Annotated in this window: 15 protein-coding genes and 1 pseudogene; all 16 read left to right on the top strand. The window is 40.4% G+C overall.

The genetic code is table 11. The features are described from left to right. The first annotated feature begins 65 nt into the window (after positions 1-65). The gene (locus FYJ75_RS08860; RefSeq protein WP_154430099.1) at positions 66-5,447 is read left to right on the top strand and encodes a SpaA isopeptide-forming pilin-related protein; all 5,382 of its coding nucleotides are present in this window, start codon (positions 66-68) and stop codon (positions 5,445-5,447) included. A gap of 80 nt (positions 5,448-5,527) precedes the next feature. Beyond that, a complete protein-coding gene (locus tag FYJ75_RS08855; protein ID WP_154430098.1) occupies positions 5,528-5,707 on the top strand; it encodes a hypothetical protein in 180 nt (59 codons plus the stop codon). Between the two features lie 15 nt (positions 5,708-5,722). Beyond that, positions 5,723-6,718 (top strand): DUF5688 family protein, encoded by a 996-nt coding sequence (locus FYJ75_RS08850; protein ID WP_154430097.1) that lies wholly within the window; start codon positions 5,723-5,725, stop codon positions 6,716-6,718. Between the two features lie 108 nt (positions 6,719-6,826). Then, positions 6,827-7,366, top strand: coding sequence for a JAB domain-containing protein (locus tag FYJ75_RS08845; RefSeq protein ID WP_154430096.1), 540 nt, complete (start codon positions 6,827-6,829; stop codon positions 7,364-7,366). Positions 7,367-7,371: 5 nt separating this feature from the next. Beyond that, positions 7,372-8,349, top strand: coding sequence for a DUF3991 and TOPRIM domain-containing protein (locus FYJ75_RS08840; protein WP_154430095.1), 978 nt, complete (start codon positions 7,372-7,374; stop codon positions 8,347-8,349). 394 nt (positions 8,350-8,743) lie between these two features. Next, the gene (locus tag FYJ75_RS08835; RefSeq protein ID WP_154430094.1) at positions 8,744-9,268 is read left to right on the top strand and encodes a multidrug transporter; all 525 of its coding nucleotides are present in this window, start codon (positions 8,744-8,746) and stop codon (positions 9,266-9,268) included. A gap of 4 nt (positions 9,269-9,272) precedes the next feature. Continuing rightward, positions 9,273-9,605, top strand: coding sequence for a plasmid mobilization relaxosome protein MobC (gene mobC, locus FYJ75_RS08830; RefSeq protein ID WP_154430093.1), 333 nt, complete (start codon positions 9,273-9,275; stop codon positions 9,603-9,605). 10 nt (positions 9,606-9,615) lie between these two features. Beyond that, the gene (locus FYJ75_RS08825; protein WP_154430149.1) at positions 9,616-11,043 is read left to right on the top strand and encodes a relaxase/mobilization nuclease domain-containing protein; all 1,428 of its coding nucleotides are present in this window, start codon (positions 9,616-9,618) and stop codon (positions 11,041-11,043) included. 25 nt (positions 11,044-11,068) lie between these two features. Continuing rightward, entirely contained in the window at positions 11,069-12,241 is a 1,173-nt protein-coding gene (locus FYJ75_RS08820) for a hypothetical protein (protein WP_154430092.1), read from the top strand. 12 nt (positions 12,242-12,253) lie between these two features. Further along, positions 12,254-12,658 carry a hypothetical protein gene (locus FYJ75_RS08815; protein ID WP_154430091.1) on the top strand — a complete coding sequence of 135 codons (405 nt, stop codon included), beginning with the start codon at positions 12,254-12,256 and terminating at the stop codon, positions 12,656-12,658. Continuing rightward, the gene (locus FYJ75_RS08810; protein ID WP_154430090.1) at positions 12,659-13,774 is read left to right on the top strand and encodes a PcfB family protein; all 1,116 of its coding nucleotides are present in this window, start codon (positions 12,659-12,661) and stop codon (positions 13,772-13,774) included. Between the two features lie 6 nt (positions 13,775-13,780). After that, positions 13,781-15,946, top strand: a complete 2,166-nt coding sequence (locus FYJ75_RS08805; protein ID WP_154430089.1) for a VirD4-like conjugal transfer protein, CD1115 family — start codon at positions 13,781-13,783, stop codon at positions 15,944-15,946. A 189-nt stretch (positions 15,947-16,135) separates the two neighbouring features. Continuing rightward, complete coding sequence (locus FYJ75_RS08800; protein WP_154430088.1) at positions 16,136-16,519, top strand: electron transporter RnfA; 384 nt, start codon at positions 16,136-16,138, stop codon at positions 16,517-16,519. Positions 16,520-16,582: 63 nt separating this feature from the next. Beyond that, positions 16,583-17,425 carry a hypothetical protein gene (locus FYJ75_RS08795; protein WP_154430087.1) on the top strand — a complete coding sequence of 281 codons (843 nt, stop codon included), beginning with the start codon at positions 16,583-16,585 and terminating at the stop codon, positions 17,423-17,425. Positions 17,426-17,441: 16 nt separating this feature from the next. Next, positions 17,442-17,954 carry a PrgI family protein gene (locus tag FYJ75_RS08790; RefSeq protein WP_154430086.1) on the top strand — a complete coding sequence of 171 codons (513 nt, stop codon included), beginning with the start codon at positions 17,442-17,444 and terminating at the stop codon, positions 17,952-17,954. Positions 17,955-18,053: 99 nt separating this feature from the next. Next, positions 18,054-19,484: pseudogene (locus FYJ75_RS08785) on the top strand (VirB4-like conjugal transfer ATPase, CD1110 family); the annotation flags it as partial. Between the last annotated feature and the right edge of the window lie 348 nt (positions 19,485-19,832).

Below are 19,832 nucleotides of genomic sequence, written 5' to 3'. Positions count from 1 at the left end.
AAGATGTAAGCCAATAACTTATGTCTTTCTTTTTTTATGCGTAAATTTAAGGAGGTAAAGAGCACATGAAACAGAAACTTAAGCGTTTTATGGCAAGTTTTATGGCTATGCTCACAGTGTTTACAACACTTTTGTCAAATGGAACTACGGCATTTGCTGCAAGTCCGCAGGCAAATATGGCATTCTGGAATGCGTCAGTGTGTAACTCAGGCGAAGTAAGTGAGTTAAAGCCAGGATATAATCATGGCAAGATACTGTATTCCGTTTTGGATGGAAATGCAGCGTATTGTATGAACTTTGGACTTCGTGCAGACGGAGGACAGCTTATGAACAGCTATGACAATCCAAGCACTTCCATGTCAGCAAGCCAGGAGAAGTTGCTTAGCTATTGTCTTTATTATGGATATGGAACTCATGAAAAAGCAGCTCCAAGCAATGGACAGTGTGACGAATATATTGCAACACAGGCTATGGTTTGGATTATTGTAGCAAATATTTTTGGAACAGGAAGCGGAGACTCGGCTGCAAGAAAGCTCTGTAACACAGCACCTAATCCAGATTCATCTTATGCTTATTATGAAAGCTTAAGAAATAACATCAACAATTCATATAATGCATCATTACCAAGCTTTGCAAAGAAGAATAAGAGTGATGCACCAACTTATGAATTAAAGTGGAATGAAGCAAATCAGAGATTCGAGACAACATTACAGGATGGAAATGGTGTCTTAGGTGAGTTTAATTTTAGTATTTCTGGATACTCTGTAGACAAGAGTGGTAACAATCTTACAATCTCATCAAAGAATGTAAATACTACGGCAACTTTGGGTGAATTTGATTCCAATGCTGGTAAAGTAGAGACCACATCAAGCTGTGTATTCTGGCTTACCGGTAAAAACGGTTATCAGGAATTTATTTCAGAGAGACCATCTGCTGATCCAGTCAAAGCTTATATCAAAGTTAAGACAGAGAACATCGGTTATGGAGACATCACAAAGACTGATGAATCCAGCGGAGTAAAACTTCCTGGTGCTGTTTATGGCATTTATTCTGACAGCGGATGCAGTAATAAGGTGGATACCATGACGACAGACTCAAATGGTTATGCCAAATCAGGAGCACTTGTTGCAGGCACTTACTATGTGAAAGAGATTAAGGCACCAAAAGGCTATGTGCTTTCCGGTAAGGTTCACACATTAACAGTAAAAGCAGGTCAGACAACAGGAATCAGAGCAACTGATAAGGAACAGCTTGGAGCAATCACCATCTATAAAGAGGGTGAAGTTCTTTCAGGCTGGAACGGAAGCAATTTCACTTATGAGAAAAAGAAGCTTCCTGGAGCAGTATTTAAGGTGACAGCAGGAGCAGACATCTACAAGGCAGATGGCACAAAGGTGTATAACGCTGGCGATGTTGTTGCAGAAAATCTTACGACAGGAACAGATGGACAGGTAGTTTTAACAGACCTTCATCTTGGAACTTATGTAGTAACTGAAACAAAGAGTATTGATGGTTTTACTATCAATAATGCACCACAGACCGTAGCAATCCAGTATAAGGACCAGACAGTAACAGTCCAGTACGAATCTACTACGATCGAGAATACCAGACAGAAGGCAGAAGTATCTGTTATGAAAAAGGATTCTGATACAGAAAATCCTTTGGACGGAGGCAAATATACAATCTATGCCGGCAATGATATCAGAAACTATGCTGGTCAGGTTATTGTGACAAAGGGAACAGCACTTGAAACTGTAACAACAGGTGAAGATGGAAGTGCTCATTACAGTGTAGACCTTCCAATCTCTAACAGCTACTATATCTCAGAATCACAGGCACCATACGCTTATGTGAGAAATGAGAAGGATGTGTACAGTTTCAACTTCAATGTATTACCTGAAACACAGGCAAAAGCAACATTTAGTCATATTTTTAAGAATGACAGAACAACAGCCAAGATTCGCATTTACAAGGTGGACAAGGAAACTGGAAAGGCAGTTCCACAGGGAGATGCTAAGCTTTCCGGTGCAGTTTATGGTCTTTATGCAAGAGATATTATCTCACATCCAGACGGAGCAACAGGAGTTATCTTTAATGCAGGAGACCTGGTAGCAACACTTACTACTGATGACAATGGCGAGGCAGAGGTTAAGAATCTTTATCTTGGCAATTATTATGTGAAAGAAATCACACCATCGGAAGGATATCTTTTAGATGAGGACGAGCATGATATTGTCTGCGATTATGAGGGAGACCTTGTGGCAGAGGTATCAAGAAGCACCAAGTCCAAGGAACAGGTAATTAAGCAGCCATTCCAGCTTATCAAGGTATCAGACAATGGCGATGACACAGAAGCACCGCTTTTAAAGGGAGCAGGATTTACAGCATATTTGAAATCTGCTTTACCTGTAAAGGAAGATGGAAGTTATGACTTTGGAAATGCACAGCCAGTTGTTATCGGAGCTGATGGAGCAACATCTATCTTCTCTGATGAAAAAGGTCATGCAGTTTCCATTCCAATTCCTTATGGAACTTATGTGGTAATCGAGAGTGTAACACCTCACAACATGACTCCAATTAAGCCGTTTGAAGTAAAGATTACGGAGAACCATCCGGATAAGCCTCAGACATGGAGAGTGTTCCTTGACAGAGAGTTTTCAGCAAAGCTTCGTGTGGTAAAGAAAGACGCAGATACTAAGAAGACTGTTCTTTTACCAAATGCAGCATTTAAGATTTATAACTTAGACAAGAAGGAATATGTTGTCCAGTACACAACTTATCCGTCTAAGGTGAAACATGAGATTTTCAAGACAGACGAAGATGGAGATTTAATCCTTCCAGAGAAGCTTAAGCTTGGAAATTATCAGATTGAAGAAATCTCAGCACCATTTGGCTATGTGGTAAACAAAGAGCCAATTAAGTTTGCAGTGGATTCAGACACACCTTATGAAACTGATTCAGACACATACGATGTGATTATCACAGAGGACTGCTTTGATGCTCCTGCTGTGGGTGAGCTTACAGTAGAGAAGCGTGGCGAAGTGTTAGTTGATTATAAGGGAAGTCTTTTTGCAGATGAAGAAAAGAAAGAATTTATCTACAAAGAAGCAGGACTTGCCGGAGCTAAGTTCGAGGTTTATGCAGCGGAAGACATTTTCACAGCAGATAACCAGAAGGATGAGAACGGTAATCGTACCAAGTATTACAGCAATGGCGACCTTGTGACAACACTTACTACCGATAAAGAAGGAAAAGCAGTTGCAAAGAATCTTCCTCTTGGTAAATACAAGGTAGTAGAAGTTCAGGCTCCAGACGGATTTGTATTAAACAGCGAGGAGCAGTTTGTGACATTCACTTATGTGGATGATCAGACACCAGTTATCAAAGAAAGCCTCACATTTAAGAATGAGAGACAGAAAGTTGATTTATCAGTTGATAAGATTGATAAGGAAACAGAAAAGCCAATTGCAGGCGCTGAGTTTGGTCTTTATGCGGCTAATGATATTGTAAATGCAGATGGTAAAATCGTTGTAGAAAAAGATACCATGCTTGAAAGAGCAGTATCAGAAACAGATGGTAAGGTAGCATTTGTAAAGGATTATCCTCTTGGCTCTTACTATGCAAAAGAGTTAAAGGCACCAGCTGGATTCGTTTCAAGTGATGAAATTATCACATTTGATGCGAAGTATCAGGGACAGGATGTGAAATGCGTAACACTTTCATCAGTATTTAAGAATACCCCTACAACATTTGAGTTTACCAAGACAGATATCACAAGTGGTGCGGAACTTACAGGAGCAACACTTACTGTTCTTGATAAGGATGGAAATGTAGTAGACACATGGACATCTGATGCAAAAGAAGCTCATGTGATTAAAAGACTGATTGTTGGAGAGACTTACACACTTCGTGAGGAGTTTGCTCCATACGGATATTTAAAGGCAACAGATATTCAGTTTACAGTAGAAGACACTGAAAAAGTGCAGCATGTGGAAATGAAGGATGAAGTTCCAACAGGTTCTATTGTGATTAACAAAGACGGTGAATTTGTAACAGATATCAATCTCATGAAGGGACACTGGTATGATTTCATCTTCAATTATTTCAAGGAAAGCCTTGCAGGAGTAACCTTTGATGTATATGCAAAAGAGGATATAGTAAGTGCTGACGGACTTGGAAACATTTATCACAAAGCTGGTGAGAAAATTGCAACCATCGTAACTGATGATAAGGGTATTGCAAAGATTGAGAATCTTCCATGTGGCAAGTATTATCTTGTAGAAACAAAAACACTTGATGGATTTGTACTTGATGAGACACCGATTGATGCAGACCTTTCTTATGTGGATCAGAACACAAGAGTAGTATATGCCGGAATGGATGTTACTAACGAGAGACAGAAGGTAAAGATTACTGTAACAAAGACTGATTCAGAGACAAAGAAAGCTCTTGAGGGTGCGGTATTTGGACTTTTTGCTAAGGAAGATATCGTAAACAAGGAGGGCAAAGTCATTGTTAAGGCTGATACTCAGATTGAGCGTGCAGTCAGCGGCAAGGATGGAAAACTTACCTTTGTATCAGACCTTCCGCTTGGCAAATATTATGTCAAGGAACTTGAAGCACCAAAGGGTTATGTAAAATCAGATAAGGTATTCGATGTGGATGCCACATATCAGGGAGATAAGATAAAAGTTATTGAGCTTGAAGCTGCATTTGAGAATACACCAATTAAGGTGAAATTTTCTAAGACTGACATTACAGGAGAAAAAGAGCTTCCGGGAGCTAAGCTTTCTGTGATTGATGAAAAAGGGAATGTTGTTGAAAGCTGGACTTCTGAGGCAGGAAAGACTTATCTGATCGAGAGACTTCCAGTTGGCAAGTACACACTTCGTGAAGAATCTGCTCCATACGGCTATAAGGTAGCTAAGGATGTTACTTTTGAAGTAAAGGAAACAGCAGAAATCCAGAAAGTAGCCATGAAGGATGAGCAGGTAGTCGGTAAGATTGTAATTGAGAAAACTGACAAAGTGACAGGCAAGCCAATCGAAGGCGTTGTATTTGAAATCAGAGATAAGGACGGAAAGGTAGTTGATACGCTTACTACTGATAAGAAAGGTCATGCAGAAAGCAAGGAACTTCCAATCTGTACTTACAATGAGGATGGTTCATTCAAGGAAGATATTCATTACACAGTTGTTGAGACAAAAGCAGCCAACGGTTATATCTTAGACGAAACACCACATGATGTGGTTCTTCGATATGATGATAACGCTCCTGAAGTAGTGATAACTACTCTTGAGCTTACCAATGTTCCAACAGAACCAAACCTTCCACAGACAGGCGATAATGCTAATCCACTTCTCTATCTTGGAATCGGTGCACTTGCACTTATTACGGGACTTGGAGTAGGTCTTCGTGGAAAGAAGAAAAAGAAAGACAACCAGTAGAATAGCATATTAAAACAAACCAGACAGGGAATGTAAGCCAGTGACTTATGTTCCCTGTCATTTTTTAAGGAGGAAATGCGATGGCAGGTACAGTAAGAATTAACATTAGTGTTAGAAGTTATGGAGAGGTAGTGGTAAGTATTGAAGCACCACAGGAAACAAACCTTCATGTCAGCGATTTCGATGATTATGAGGATGACATAGAAGATGACGATTTTGACGACGAAGACGAAGGTCTTTTGTATGACAACTTAGATTAAGGAGGAACAGAAAATATGATGAATTATGAAATTTTTAAGGAAGTAGTAGCAGAGAAGATTATGTCTTATATGCCGGATAAGTATAAGGATATGGAGCCAAGAATTACACCGGTAAGCAAGGTCAATATGACACTTGATGGCTTGAATCTTTCAGGAGGAAATACAAACATTTCCCCAACAATATATATCAATGACATGTACAAGAAGTATGAGCAGAGTGGAGATTTGAATGAGACACTTCAGGCTGCATCGGAGCTTATGGTACACGCTTTTGAGCAGATTCCGGAAGTAAAACCACAGATTGATTTTAGTGATGCAAAGGATAAGATTGTGTTCCAGCTTATTAACACACAGCAGAATGAGCAGTTGCTTTCCCAGGTACCACACAGAGAATTCCAGGACCTTTCCATTATCTACAAGATGGTAATTAAGGTAGAAGCAGAGGGTGTGCAGAGCACAAAGGTTACAAATGAATTAGCAGCACACATTGGCATGGATGAAGAGCAGTTATTTAAAGCTGCGGTAGAAAATACCAAGAGAATCTTTCCACCTACTGTAAGAAGTATGAATGAGGTTATGAAAGAAATGTTCTTGAGGGACGGAATGCCTGCGGAGATGGCTGAGATGATGATTGGAGAGATTCCACCGGAACAGACCATGTGGGTTATTTCAAACAAGGAAGGAATCAACGGAGCCGTGTCTATGCTTTATGAAAATGAGCTTCATGAACTGGCTGAAAACTTAGGCTCTGACCTTTATATCTTACCATCAAGTGTGCATGAGGTGCTGGCAGTAAGTTCTGACCTTGGAGATCCGGAAGAACTTGCACAGATGGTTGTGGAAGTAAATATGCAGGAGGTTTCTTTGGATGAGAGATTGTCAAATCAGGTATATCACTATGATAAAGATTTGAGAAAACTCACACTTGCTACTGACACACCAAATAAGCGCTTGGATGGTATTGTGGCAGAGCCTAATCTTATCTACGAGAAGACAGGTCCATCCAGATAGGAGGCACTATGGAACAGGAACTTACGATGGAAGAACTGATTGCTCTTATCAATGAGCAGGAGGGTGACTTTGTTATCCGTATTGACTGCGAAAAGGAGGCGGATGACGATGCCAAAGAAAAATGATTTCAAGCTGGATGTAGTTTCTGTAAGGCTTGTAAAGGATGCTCCGATTTATTCGGAGCACCCTTTCAGCAATCCGGCAGATGTAGCTGCAGTGATGGGAGAATGTATGTGCCAGCTTGACAGGGAAGTGGTGTGTGTTGTGAATCTTCGGACAGATTTAAAACCAATCAATGTGCATTTTGCAAGTATCGGTTCTTTAAATGAAGCGATGGCACATCCAAGAGAACTCTTTAAGACAAGTATCTTAAGCAATGCTGCAAGCATGATGCTCATCCATTGTCATCCATCCGGGAACCTGCTTCCAAGTAAAGCAGATACTATGATGACAGACCGCATGAATAAGTTGTGCGAACTGATGGGGATACCACTTATCGACCATATCATAGTGGGTGGAGATAACAGGACATTCTTCAGCTTTAAGGAGAAAGGTTTGATTGATAATCCAAGAATCATGCTAAGTACAGATTATAAGACTCTGGATATCAACTCGCCGATGGTGGCAGAACAAGGAAAGGCAAGGTGATTGTTATGGATGGAAGATTCACAGAGGAAGAGCTTGCCATAGCAAAGAGCGTAGATTTATGTGCTGTAGCTGAAAGCCTTGGTTATACCGTAAAGAGAATTGGAAAATACCACACTTTAAAAGAGATGGATTCCATAAGAATCTATAACAGAAGCCATTGGTATCGCTGGTCAAGACAATATGACAAGGGCAATAATGGTGGTTCTCAGATAGATTTCCTTCGTGTCTTTTGTGGTATGAATGTAAGAGATGCGGTTTTCTGGTTACTTGATTTTGCTGGGTATCGAAGAATCGAAAGTGCGAATCCAAAGCCGTTAGTCCATCAGGTAGAAAAGCCACGAGAGGAAGAAAGAAAAGAATTTATCCTGCCACAACCGGCGGGGGATAATTCGTATCTGATATCTTATCTTAATCAGGAGAGAGGAATCAGTAAAACAGTGATTGAGTGGTTTCTTCGAACTGGTCTTATCTATGAGAGCAGGCATTATCACAATGTTGTGTTCAAGGGAAATGACAAAGATGGTGTTACAAGGTTTGCAAGTATGCGAGGCGTGTTTGATAAGCAGGGAAAACCTTTTAAATGTGATGTGGCAGGCAATGACAAGAACTATGGATTCAATGTAGTGAATGAAGATAGCACAGAACTGGTTGTATTTGAAGCTGCCATTGATCTTATGAGCTATATGGATATCTTTACTGATTTTGAATCTAATAAGTTAGCCCTTGGCATGTTAGCGGATGCACCACTAGAGACTTTCTTGGGTGAGCATCCTCAGATTACTTCCATAAGGTTTTGCCTTGATGGAGACGAGCCTGGAAGAAAAGCTGCATTAGAACTTATGGCAAAGTACTACGAACTTGGATATGAAGTAGAAGATTGTCCGCCACCGGCAGGATATAAGGATTATAATGAGTGGCTTGTAGCTACCAGACTTAATTGTATGGATAAGAAAATATCAGTTTCTGATAGAAGTCATATCTGAAAAATGATGGGAAACAAAAGTGGGGGCAAAAAGCGCCCCCAAAACAGAGAAGTGGGGGCAGAAAGCGCCTCCACAATGACAAAATGGGGGCGAAAAGCGCCCCCGCAATTTCAAATGATTTTAATTCGTTTTTCAGGATGATAAAAAGTGGGGGCAAAAAGTGCCCCCAAAACAGAGAAGTGAGGGCAGAAAGCGCCTCCACAATCGTAAAATGGGGGCAAAAAGCGCCCCCACTTATAATATAACAAGGGGTTTTAGGGGATTTGCCCCTAACTAGATGGCATCAGGACAGAGATGTCTCTGATGCGTATCTAGCCGTAAACCCCTAATGAGACAGAAGGCGTGTCGGTGGTAGAGATTTACGAAACACAGATAAGGGAGGTGTACGAAAGCAATGGATAAAGAAGTTGCACTATTTACAGAACCAGAAGAACTTATTACCTGGGCAGACCAGTTTGATATCCTACTAAACATTACAAGAGAAGAAGCAGAACTCCTACTTAACTATATGGAAGGGCATGATTATGCAATCGGGCATAATGATGAAGGAAAACTGTACCAGGTGGATATAGCAGAAGAAAATGGTGAAGTCATGGAATTAAAGATTGATGACATTATTGATACGGTTTGTAATTGGAACTATGATTTGATTCTTTGCACCAATGCAATTAAAGAAGAAACAGATAGCTTTGAAGAATTGGTTCAGGCAGATGAAAAGATAAAAGCACTAACAGCAGATGAGAGTGTCCTTGAAAAGTTATTCGACAGAACCTTTTATGGAAAGCATGAGTCAGAAGAAGCAAAAAAGATTTCAGATGGAATTGCCATTACGGTATTCAATGAGAGTCTTGCTGCTATAAAACCAGCGGTTGTTATGGATGAAAAGCCTATTTATCAGACGGGTAAGAGAGGAAGGTGATGTCATGGCAGATTGTATTCACTGCGTCAGAAAGACTCTTCGCCTTATGCCGGAAGAGGCAAAGGAACTGGCTGAAAAATCAAAGTCAGTCCATATGAATGAGGCAGAGTATATTCGTTTTCTTATTCGTCAAAAACCAAGTGATTATCCTGAAATAAGAAAGCTTATAAAGGAGCTAATCAACGAGGTAAATCGTATTGGAATCAATATCAATCAGATTGCATTTCACAATAATGCAGAGCTGTATTCAAAGAAGGATAAGGAGCAGCTAATGGCATATATGCAGAAACTCAATCATTCAGTTAATGAGGTGGTGGTTAAGATTGGCAATCAGTAAGATATTGCACATGAAGGACTGTGGTACTTCTTTTCATGCCAGACACTTAAAGAGGTCTTTAGATTATGTTATGAATCCAGAAAAGACACAGAATGGGAGGCTGGTTGGTGCAATTAACTGTCAGGTTGATAATGCCTTTGAGCAGATGATGGCAACGAAGAAACTATTTGGTAAGACGGATAAGAGACAAGGATATCACATCATTCTGTCTTTTAAGGAAGATGAAGTAAATCCTGATACGGCATTTGAAATTACCAGTAAGTTTGTAGAAGAGTATCTTGGCAAAGCATACGAGGCAGTATACGTGGTTCATGATAATACGGATCATATCCATTCTCATATCGTTTTTAATAGTGTCAGTTTCTTAGATGGTAAGAAGTATCGCTATGAAAAAGGAGACTGGGCTAAGTATATTCAGCCTATTACCAATAAACTTTGTGAAGAATATGGTCTCTCCATTATTGATGTTGACGACGGAATCAAGGAGAAGAAACACGAGAATTACAAAGACTGGAATGAATATCGGGAAGGCAGCTTTGTATGGTCAGATATGATTAAACGAGATTTAGATGCCTGCATATTACAGGCAACAGACTTTAATGATTTCAAGGAGCTTTTATCGGAGAAAGGATATGAGATGAAGCAGGGCAAATATTTGGCAGTGAAGCCGCCTGGTATGACTAGGTTTCGCCGATGCAAAACGCTTGGTCAGGATTACGAGGAAGAAAGAATCATACAAAGAATTGCTAGTGAAGACATTTCCTATTATCAGGGTAAACAAAATTCTAAAAAAGCTGTGATTGTAAAATGCAAGGTCAAGAGATATCGCAGGGCAAAAATGTCAGGACTTCAAAAGAAATATTATGCGAAGCTATATCGTGTAGGAAAACTTAAGAAACGCCCGTATAGTCAGGTGTGGAAGTATAAAGACGATATCCGTAAGATGGAGAAGCTACAGGCACAATATTTGTTCCTTGCAAGGCATGAGGTTCATTCAGCTGAAGAACTGGTGGCAGTAGTCAGTAATCTTACAGATAAGAAAAAAGAGGCTTCAAGAGAAAAGAGCAGAACCTATAAAGCGAAAGCCAGGTTTCAGCCAATATTTGAGATTGCAGATAAGATAAAAGAACTCGATGCAGCTAAGGAGTGTTACCAGAATGGAGATGATTTCTTTGAAGCAGAATATAATCAATGGAATCAGTTGTGCGAAGAGCTAAAAAATCAAGGGTATAGCATAGATGAAGTCGAGGCGTTAAGAAAAAAATATGCAGACAAATATTCTGTGGATTGTGCGATGGAAAGAGCGGCATCTAAGGAACTTAAGATTGGTCAGTCCATATGGAATGAACTGGTATCCGTTACGGAAGCAAATGTTAGAGAAGAACAAATCAAAGAGAATACTAGAAATAAAGACAGAAAAGAGCAGCCACGCAGATAGGCTGTTTTTTTAGTTAGGAGGCAAAATGGAAGAAAGTAAACAGTCATTAAATAAGATGGAGATTGAAAGACGAATCCAGCTTCTTCGTTCTAAAAATGTATCAGAAGAGGTTATCAAGCTGGTAAGAAGTGACCTGGAGGACGGACTGACAGAAGAGCAGACAGATATCTACATGAATAAGAATCTGAACATCGATCAGATGAAAGCTCTCTCGTCCTGTCTGCATAAAGGCATCCCAGATGAAATGATTGCACTTCTTAAGGAGAATAATCTGTCTGGGAATCAGATGTGTGTATCCTTGGAGTTTTATGAAAAGGGAGTGCCTATTGATGCAATCAAAGAGATTATCGTGCGTGGTGATAATACCATAGCGATGAGAAGTGCTTACAGTAAGATTCTTGAAAATATGGAACAGATGAAGAAGGAATCAGAGAAAGCACCGGAGTATGTAGAGGAGCTTGTGGAGCAGATTCGTGATATGGTAGGCAAAATCCATCACCAGGAGGAGCGTTATGATGCCCTCAATAAGAAACTTGCTCTTATAGAGACAAACAAGGGTGATGAGGAAGTCATGAACAGACTTGTTAAGGAAAATTCAGATAAGGATGCCATGATTGAGTCACAGCAGAATGAACTTAACAAGGCAAATGGTACAATCGCAAGACTGCGTGATGATATTGAGAAAAAGGATAAGGAGATGGTGCGTATGAGCAATCGAATTGAGTCATTGGAGGATAAGATAATGAGTGTGGCAACACAGACAGAAGCTGCAAAGGAGTCAAAGATAGTAGAAGAGCCAGTTAAATCAGAATCGGCAAAGACTGCGGAAGATGTAGCAGCTAATCAGAAATTAGCAGAGGATAAGAAAATAGTTCCTATCTATTATCAGATTCCAGTTGTGGATGCTTCCGGGCATATGATACAGAGAGCCTTTATTGATAGAAATGTAAGAAAAGGCGGTAACGGAGTGGCAGGTCTGTTTTCGAAGCTTTCATTTAAGAAGAAATCAAGAGCAGACATTGTAAAGCTTCTCGCCAGTGGTGAGTTGGTTCCGGCACAGCTTTGTCAGATTAAGAGTGCCATAGAAAAGGGTCTGACAGAAAGCCAGCTTATAGAGCTTATCAACAACAATGTATCAGCGGAGAAGATGAAAGAGATTATTGAGATTGCTGTGTTAGAAAACAGCATTGCTTACTAGAAGGAGGAACCTATGAATTTAGCAGCAGTAAATGAAGCAACAAAGGAAATGAATAATACTGACCATGTATTTACGGAAAATGAGAAAAACTTTGTGGTGCATTTTGCATTTGCCTGTGGAGATATGGATGAAACAGTAGCGTTAATAGGTGCATTATCCCGTGCAAAGAACGAGGATGAGACCAAGCAGCTTATGAAGGATTACGGAGATAAGCTTGAAAAGAAGCCTTCCTGGGTGGAACAGGTAGAGAACCTTTTAATTGCTCTTGAAATGTATCGAACTGAGGAAGAGCGAGCGGTCAATCGTCTTGCTGAAATCCTAAATGCTTATGGTATTGATGTATCGGAAGATGAAATCAGAACCACAGAGACAGAAGTCCTTAAAACAACGGTCAGGGAAAAAGTGGAGGTGCGATAGATGGCAGAAGAAATACAGGAAGCGGTGCAGATTATCCGTGTCGCATATGATGGGATTGAGATTGCAATGAAAGTAGGAAGTGGCGGTATCGCTGCCATGCAAAAGGCAATTGACTTCTTAAAGGGAATGCTTGATTATGAAAAATCGCTTGGTAAGACATCCATGAGAAAACTGCTCTTAAAGGGCGGAGACCTGCAGGTATTCCAGTTTAAGACAGAAGATATGAAGAAAGTTGAGAAGATGGCTAAAAAGTATGGCGTTCTTTATTCGGTATTGCCGGATTGCAATAGAAGCGATGGACTAAGCGAGATCATTTTTCATACGGAGGCAGTGCCAAGAGTAAATATGATGGCGCAGAAGTTACAGTATGGTAAGCTTGCCACCTTTGACGATTATCTTAAGAATGGAGATGAAAAACAGCTTGGCAAGCTGATGGAGTTTCTAAAAAAGCAGGGAAACGAGAAAAGCCACACGATAGAGGATGAGCGTGTCAACAGTGCCATTGATGGTCTGATTGAAAAGGTTGGACTGTTTGCTATGGAAAAGCAGGCTATCAGTGTGGATCAGGTCAAGGAAAACTTCAGTATCAATGGAGAACAGGCAGAAAATGTCATTAAGCAGCTTGAAACTATCGGTGTGCTTGGTAAAAAGGATGCCGATGGAACTCATAAGGTTATGATGGATAAGGATGCCTTTATTAACAGGGTAAGAGGATATCAGGACCTCGCAGAGAGAATGAGGGCAGTAGCATCATATAAGAACACAAACCTTTCAGATGTTACGATTAGCAGGAAGCTGATTGTGGATGAAAATGACCATGCAGTTAAGACAAGAATCCCTGGGACATGGGGAGAGAGTGCCAGATATGTATGGCTTCGTAAGGAAAATATTATGGATATCCATAATGGAAAGACCATGCTTACCTTCCTTGATTCCGGTAAAGACTACAAGCTTTATGATGACCAGAATCGTGTGGTAGAGACACAGAAAGGTGATGAACTCTACACGCATTATGACAAGGTGGAATCCTCCGTCAGAGAGCGTTACGAGAAGTCACAGAAAACAGAGAGAACCACAACCAAGACACAAACGACCACTACCAAGAAAGCGAGGTAGCAGCCTATGCAGACAACAAAGAAGAAACCTTCGGTAATATTCATTCTTCTTGGTGCAGTATTAGCAGGTTTTCTTGGTTATCTGATTGGTGGTGCCTGGCATCAAGGAATCGATATCAATGAGTTTTTACAGAACTTCAATGTTGTGTGTGCGAAGCCTTTTGCTAATTATTACAATGAGAATACGATAAAGATGATAGCCATTGCCATAGGTGTCTATGGGATGGCTATTATCATGTATTACACCAGTCAGAGAAACTATATGCCCGGTAAGGAATTTGGTACGGCGAAGTTTGAGAATCCAAAGCAGGTAAATAAAATTCTTGAAGATAAGGATGAGAATTTCAATCGAATCCTAAGTCAGAATGTAAAGATGTCACTGGACTTTCGGCGACTTAAGCTAAATGGTAATATTCTCATATGTGGCGGTTCTGGTGCAGGTAAGACATTTTATGAGGTAAAACCGAATCTTATGCAGATGCCGCATAACTGTTCTTTTATCTGCACCGATCCAAAGGGAGAAATTCTTAGAAGCTGCGGCACAATGCTAAAAAACAATGGCTACAATGTGAAAGTTATCAATCTATTGGAAATGGATAAGTCGGATTGTTATAATCCATTTTCCTATATCCGTGAAGAAACGGATGTTGTTAAGCTAATTACAAATCTTATAAGTAATACCACTCCGAAGGGTGCAACTCCTTCCGATCCGTTCTGGGAGAAGGCTGAAGGTCTGTTTTTACAGGCGATATTCTATTATGTATGGCTGGAAGTAAAGCCTGCACAGAGAAACTTTGAGACTGTGTTGAAGCTGCTTGGAGAAGCAGAAGTGACAGAGCCTGGAAAACCATCAAAGCTTGATTTTCGAATGAAATTCTTGGAGGAAAGCTCACCGCTTGGAGCAAATCATCCGGCAGTAAAGCAGTACAACAAATGTATGCGTGGTGCAGGAGATACGGTTCGTTCCATTATTATCAGTGCTAACTCAAGACTTGCATTTTTGGAAAACAAGCAAGTACTTAGATTACTTTCAAAGGATGAGTTAAATCTTGCAGAGATTGGCATCGGAGTAAATGGTGATGGAGAGACAAAGACAGCACTATTCTGTGTCATACCGGATAGTGATAAATCTTATAACTTCATTATCGGTATGCTTTACACACAGATATTCCAGGAGCTTTATTATCAGGCAGACTTTAACTGTGGTGGCAGACTCCCGATTCATGTGACCTTTATGTTAGATGAGTTTGCAAATGTGGCATTGCCGGATGACTATTGTTCTTTGTTATCGACAATGCGAAGCCGTGAGATATCAAGTATTATCATCATTCAAAACTTTGCACAGCTAAAGGCATTATTTAAAGATACCTGGGAGACAATTCCCGGCAATTGCGATACCTTTATCTATCTTGGTGGCAATGAGCAGAGTACCCATAAATATGTATCTGAGCTTCTTGGTAAGGGTACGATTGATAAAAAATCAAGTGGAGAGACGAAAGGCAGGCAGGGCAGTTCATCGAGAAATTATGATGTATTAGGTCGTGAGTTGTTTACACCAGATGAAGTAAGAAAGCTGGATAACAAGAAATGTATTATCTTTATCCGAGGATTTGATCCGATTATGGATAATAAGTATATTCCATTTGCACATCCAATGTTTAACCAGACAGCAGATGGTAAGGGTGAGCCTTATGTTCATCATAGCAGAGGCAGTAATAATCTGATTGGTCCACCATTTGAATTGTTATCTGATAAGGCAGTTAAGCATTATGAGAAGCTGAAAGAACAGGGAGAAAATGTCTTTATTGACACACTTACTTATGAGCAATTCATGCTGCTTGGAGATGCAGAGCTAAGCCGTCGATTCTCATTACAGGATGAAGCGGAGCAGAAGGACAAGCTTAATAGAGAGCAGGGAAATGAACTTGAGTATGTAGACGAATCGGAAAAAGAGGACGACAGTTCTACAGGAAATAAGCCAGTAAGAAATCAGGTAAGAGAAAAGCCTTCCTGGGAAGATACCATAATGAACCGTATGCTTCACTGGTCATATAGCAGTGAGCAAAAAGAAGAGGTCAAGATGGCACTTGCAGCAGGCGTTCCAAAAGAAACGATACTGACGTATTTCTATCCAGAGACACCAGTGGAGAAGATGAGAGAATATAGAAAGTAAATGCACTTTGCCAATTAGGTAGAGTGCTTATTTTTTGCCCCAAAGGAGGTGATCGCAGCAACACACATCGGGGAAAGCCCGATTAATCTTTACAACAGGCATTGCCTGATCATATAGAGTAACTTTTAACAGCCAGTATGAGGAAAATCATGCTGGCAATTTTTATTGCAAAGAAAAGGAGAGTTCAACATGAGAAATGAACAGATTATTTCAACAAATCAGAATGAAAAGAAGGAGGAAAGCAGAGTGAAGGGAAGATTTAAGACTTTTAAGAATAAGGTGATTCCTGCTATTTCAGGAGCAATTACAAGTGTGATGCTTATGAGTACAACATGTTTTGCTGCTCAGAATGGTGGCACATCAGCGGTAACACAGCCACTTGAGAACTTAAAGACACTGATTATCGCTGTTATTGGTGCGGTAGGTGTCATTATCCTTGCAAAGAATGTCATGGAATTTGCGCAGGCTTATCAGCAGCAGGATTCATCCACTATGAACTCAGCACTTAAGGGTATCGTTGCCGGTGTTATGATGGCTGGTATTTCTACGGTGCTCACATTCTTAGGTTTCTAAGAGATGATGGCAAGAGGACGGGGAGATAATCTCTCCAAAAGAAAGTAGAGGTGAATTACAAGTATGGATATTTTTAAGCTTGGAGACAAAATTCTGGCACTTCTTGAGATGGTCTTTGGATTTTGGAACAATCAGATATCCCTGGTATTTTCAATGCTTGGACAGTCACCGGTCAGTTTCAAGGGCGGAGGTCCGTGGGCAGTTATCGAGGGAATCGAGCCAATCTTTGTAGCGGTTGGCTCATCCCTTGTGGTTCTGTTCTTTGTGATAGGCTTCTGTTCGGAAAGTATAGATGTAAAAGAAGAAATACGATTTGAATCCATTCTTCGTATGCTCATCCGATTAGGTCTTGCAGAATGGTTTGTGGCAAATAATGTCACGATTATGAAAGCGTTCTTTACCTCAATCGGAAATCTAGTGTCGCTGATATCAGCGGGCAATACTACAACGCTTGCGATTGACAGCACCCAGGCAGACGTTATTAAGAATCTTGGATTCGGAGAAAGTCTTGTGATGTTGATTCTAACGGCATTACTGGCAATTATCATAATCATCTGCGGCTTCTTTATCATCTATACCGTGTATTTTAGATTCCTTAAGATTCTTGTTGTAGTGCCACTGGGAGCAATCGCATGTTCAACCATGGCAGGCAACAGAATGGTAAGCCACACCATGATGACGTATTGCAAATATTTCCTATCATGTGTGTTTGAGGCTGTAACTATGGCACTGGCAATCGTGGTATGTAATGCCTTTATCAACGCAGGACTTCCATCCTTTACAGGAAGTTATGCAGATTGGGCACAGACGCTAATTTATCTGTGTGAAATGACATTTACGATTGCAATGACTGTCGGAAGTGTAAAGGGTGCGCAGACACTGACAAGCAAAGCATTTGGATTATAGAAGGGAGCGATAAAACATGGTAATCGAGATTAACAAAGATATTGACCGTTATCAGGAATCCGTGGCAATGGGACTTACGGCAAAGCAGCTGATATTTTCTGTTGCAAGCGTGGCAGTTGGTGGCGGTATTGTCCTTCTTCTTTACAAATATATCGGTCTTACCGGTTCAGCTTATGTGGCAATCCCATGTGTGGCACCGATTGCTTTGGGAGGCTTTTATTCCTTTAATGGAATGAGCTTCTATGAGTATATGGGTAAAAAGCTGCACTTTATGTTTGGAAATAAGGCACTGACCTATATTTCCACGGAGGGAGAGCCGGCAATTAAGCAGCTTGAACTGGAACAGACTGAACAGGTAAAGAAAAAGGGTAAGCAAAAAGACAATGAGATTCAGACCACAGAGTCTGTGATTAAGAAGCAGGAGGAATTTGAAGCAATGAAGAAAAAGACGAGAAACTTATTGCTTGGACTTGTTGCAGCGATTGTAGCCGCAGTTGCAGGTATTGCAGCATATAAGTCCATGCATTAAAAAAGTAATCTGACCGGATGGTCGGGACTGGCCCGTTAGGGATAGTACCCGACGGGCTTTATTCAACTATTGACATTGAAGAAAGCGAGGTTAGAAACAATGGGTTTATTTACAGACGGATTTAAGCTTCTTAAGAAGGCAAGTGAGCCTTTATATAAGACGCCGAAGTCCATTCAGGAAACCATAGAAATTATGGCGGTAGCTGAAAACGGCATTTTTGAAGTAAGCAAAAACAAGTATTCCAAGTGCTACCGCTTTCAGGACATTAATTATACCACAGCGACAGAGGATGAGCAGATTGGTATTTTTGAGAGATACTGCAAATTCTTAAATTCGTTGGACTGTAATTATAAGATTACAATTAATAACAAAAATAAGAACATGGATGATCTTCGAGATAAGGTGCTGATTAGTAAGAAAGATGATGGATTCAATAACTATCGTGACATTTACAATGACATTATCGAGGAGAAGATTATCGAAGGCAGACAGGGAATTGAACAGGAGAGATACCTGACAATTACCATCGAGAGAAAGAACTTTGAGGAAGCAAAGGCACAGTTTGCAACCTTAGAAGCTACGATTCACAAGGCATTTATTGAGCTTGGTGCAGAGATTGTACCACTGAATGGCAATGAGAGATTGAAGGTTCTTTACGATTATTATCACTTAGGTGATGAAGGCAGCTTTGATTTTGATATTAAGGAAGCAAAGAAAGTAGGAGCTGATTTTAAGAATGATTTGTGCAATGGCATGGTGAAGTATTTCCCAGACCATTTCGAGGATGAGAACAAATACTGCAAGGCACTTTTTATCAAAAAGTATCCAAGCAGTTTATCTGACAGATTTATCAATGAAATCACATCCCTTCCGGTGCATTCCATCACAAGTATTGATGTGGTGCCTGTGCCAAAGGATTTGACTACGAAAGTTCTTCAGAAGAAATACCTTGGTATTGAATCAGACATTATCAAGCAGCAGAGAATCCGTAATAAGAACAATGACTTTTCTACTGAAATCTCTTATGCAAAGAGAACAGAGAAAAAGGAAATTGAGGCGATTATGGATGATGTCAGGGAAAATGACCAGTGTCTTTTCTTTGTGGCTGTGACGATTATTCTTATGGCAGAAAGTAAGAAAGAGTTAGAGAGTGTGTGCGAGACAGTGGAGACAATTGGAAAGCGTAACAGCTGTACCATTGATACGCATTATCTGAAACAGAGGGAAGCACTTAATACAGCACTTCCTATCGGAGTAAGACAGGTAGAGACCATGCGTACTCTACTTACACAGTCCCTTGCAGTGCTCATGCCATTTAATGTGCAGGAGCTTAACGACAGTACAGGTAATTATTATGGAATCAATCAGATTTCCAAAAATGTGAACATCGGTAATCGTAAGAAGTTGATTAATGGTAATGGCTTCGTATTCGGTGTTCCTGGTTCGGGTAAATCATTCTTCTGTAAGATGGAGATGGGAAGCGTATTCTTATCCGGGGAAGATGAGATAATCGTAATCGATCCCATGAATGGTGCGACACGTTGGCAACTGAAAAGGTTGTCCACTTATGCGTCGCGTTTATATAAAAACAATTAGCATAAGGAGAACTAAATATGCGAAAAGTCAAATGAGAGGGTAACGCCTCGAAGGGCTTCCTTGATACTCCGACTGGCACGGATTAGGTAAATATGAAGTGTCAGAAGCTCGGTGAAGTCGGCAGAAGCATACCGAAACATTAGGTTGTCGAAAGATTCCCAGAGGTGGGAGTTGTATGTGATATGCCGGAGGTCTATAAAATACCTATGGTTAGAATGGAATAAAAGCTGACGAGTACAGCTAAAAACTGACGAATCCTCGAATGTACAGGTCTATATCGGG

The organism is Roseburia porci (assembly GCF_009695765.1).
In the GTDB taxonomy this organism is placed as follows: Bacteria; Bacillota; Clostridia; order Lachnospirales; family Lachnospiraceae; genus Roseburia; species Roseburia porci.
Note: the sequence above shows the minus strand (reverse complement) of the source record. Positions and strands in the feature narration are given on the sequence as shown.

Excerpts from the sequence above, each read along its gene's own strand:
- FYJ75_RS08860 (WP_154430099.1), top strand. The coding sequence starts at position 66 with ATGAAACAGAAACTTAAGCGTTTTATGGCAAGTTTTATGGCTATGCTC.
- FYJ75_RS08855 (WP_154430098.1), top strand. The coding sequence starts at position 5,528 with ATGGCAGGTACAGTAAGAATTAACATTAGTGTTAGAAGTTATGGAGAG.
- FYJ75_RS08850 (WP_154430097.1), top strand. The coding sequence starts at position 5,723 with ATGATGAATTATGAAATTTTTAAGGAAGTAGTAGCAGAGAAGATTATG.
- FYJ75_RS08845 (WP_154430096.1), top strand. The coding sequence starts at position 6,827 with ATGCCAAAGAAAAATGATTTCAAGCTGGATGTAGTTTCTGTAAGGCTT.
- FYJ75_RS08840 (WP_154430095.1), top strand. The coding sequence starts at position 7,372 with ATGGATGGAAGATTCACAGAGGAAGAGCTTGCCATAGCAAAGAGCGTA.
- FYJ75_RS08835 (WP_154430094.1), top strand. The coding sequence starts at position 8,744 with ATGGATAAAGAAGTTGCACTATTTACAGAACCAGAAGAACTTATTACC.
- mobC (WP_154430093.1), top strand. The coding sequence starts at position 9,273 with ATGGCAGATTGTATTCACTGCGTCAGAAAGACTCTTCGCCTTATGCCG.
- FYJ75_RS08825 (WP_154430149.1), top strand. The coding sequence starts at position 9,616 with ATGAAGGACTGTGGTACTTCTTTTCATGCCAGACACTTAAAGAGGTCT.
- FYJ75_RS08820 (WP_154430092.1), top strand. The coding sequence starts at position 11,069 with ATGGAAGAAAGTAAACAGTCATTAAATAAGATGGAGATTGAAAGACGA.
- FYJ75_RS08815 (WP_154430091.1), top strand. The coding sequence starts at position 12,254 with ATGAATTTAGCAGCAGTAAATGAAGCAACAAAGGAAATGAATAATACT.
- FYJ75_RS08810 (WP_154430090.1), top strand. The coding sequence starts at position 12,659 with ATGGCAGAAGAAATACAGGAAGCGGTGCAGATTATCCGTGTCGCATAT.
- FYJ75_RS08805 (WP_154430089.1), top strand. The coding sequence starts at position 13,781 with ATGCAGACAACAAAGAAGAAACCTTCGGTAATATTCATTCTTCTTGGT.
- FYJ75_RS08800 (WP_154430088.1), top strand. The coding sequence starts at position 16,136 with ATGAGAAATGAACAGATTATTTCAACAAATCAGAATGAAAAGAAGGAG.
- FYJ75_RS08795 (WP_154430087.1), top strand. The coding sequence starts at position 16,583 with ATGGATATTTTTAAGCTTGGAGACAAAATTCTGGCACTTCTTGAGATG.
- FYJ75_RS08790 (WP_154430086.1), top strand. The coding sequence starts at position 17,442 with ATGGTAATCGAGATTAACAAAGATATTGACCGTTATCAGGAATCCGTG.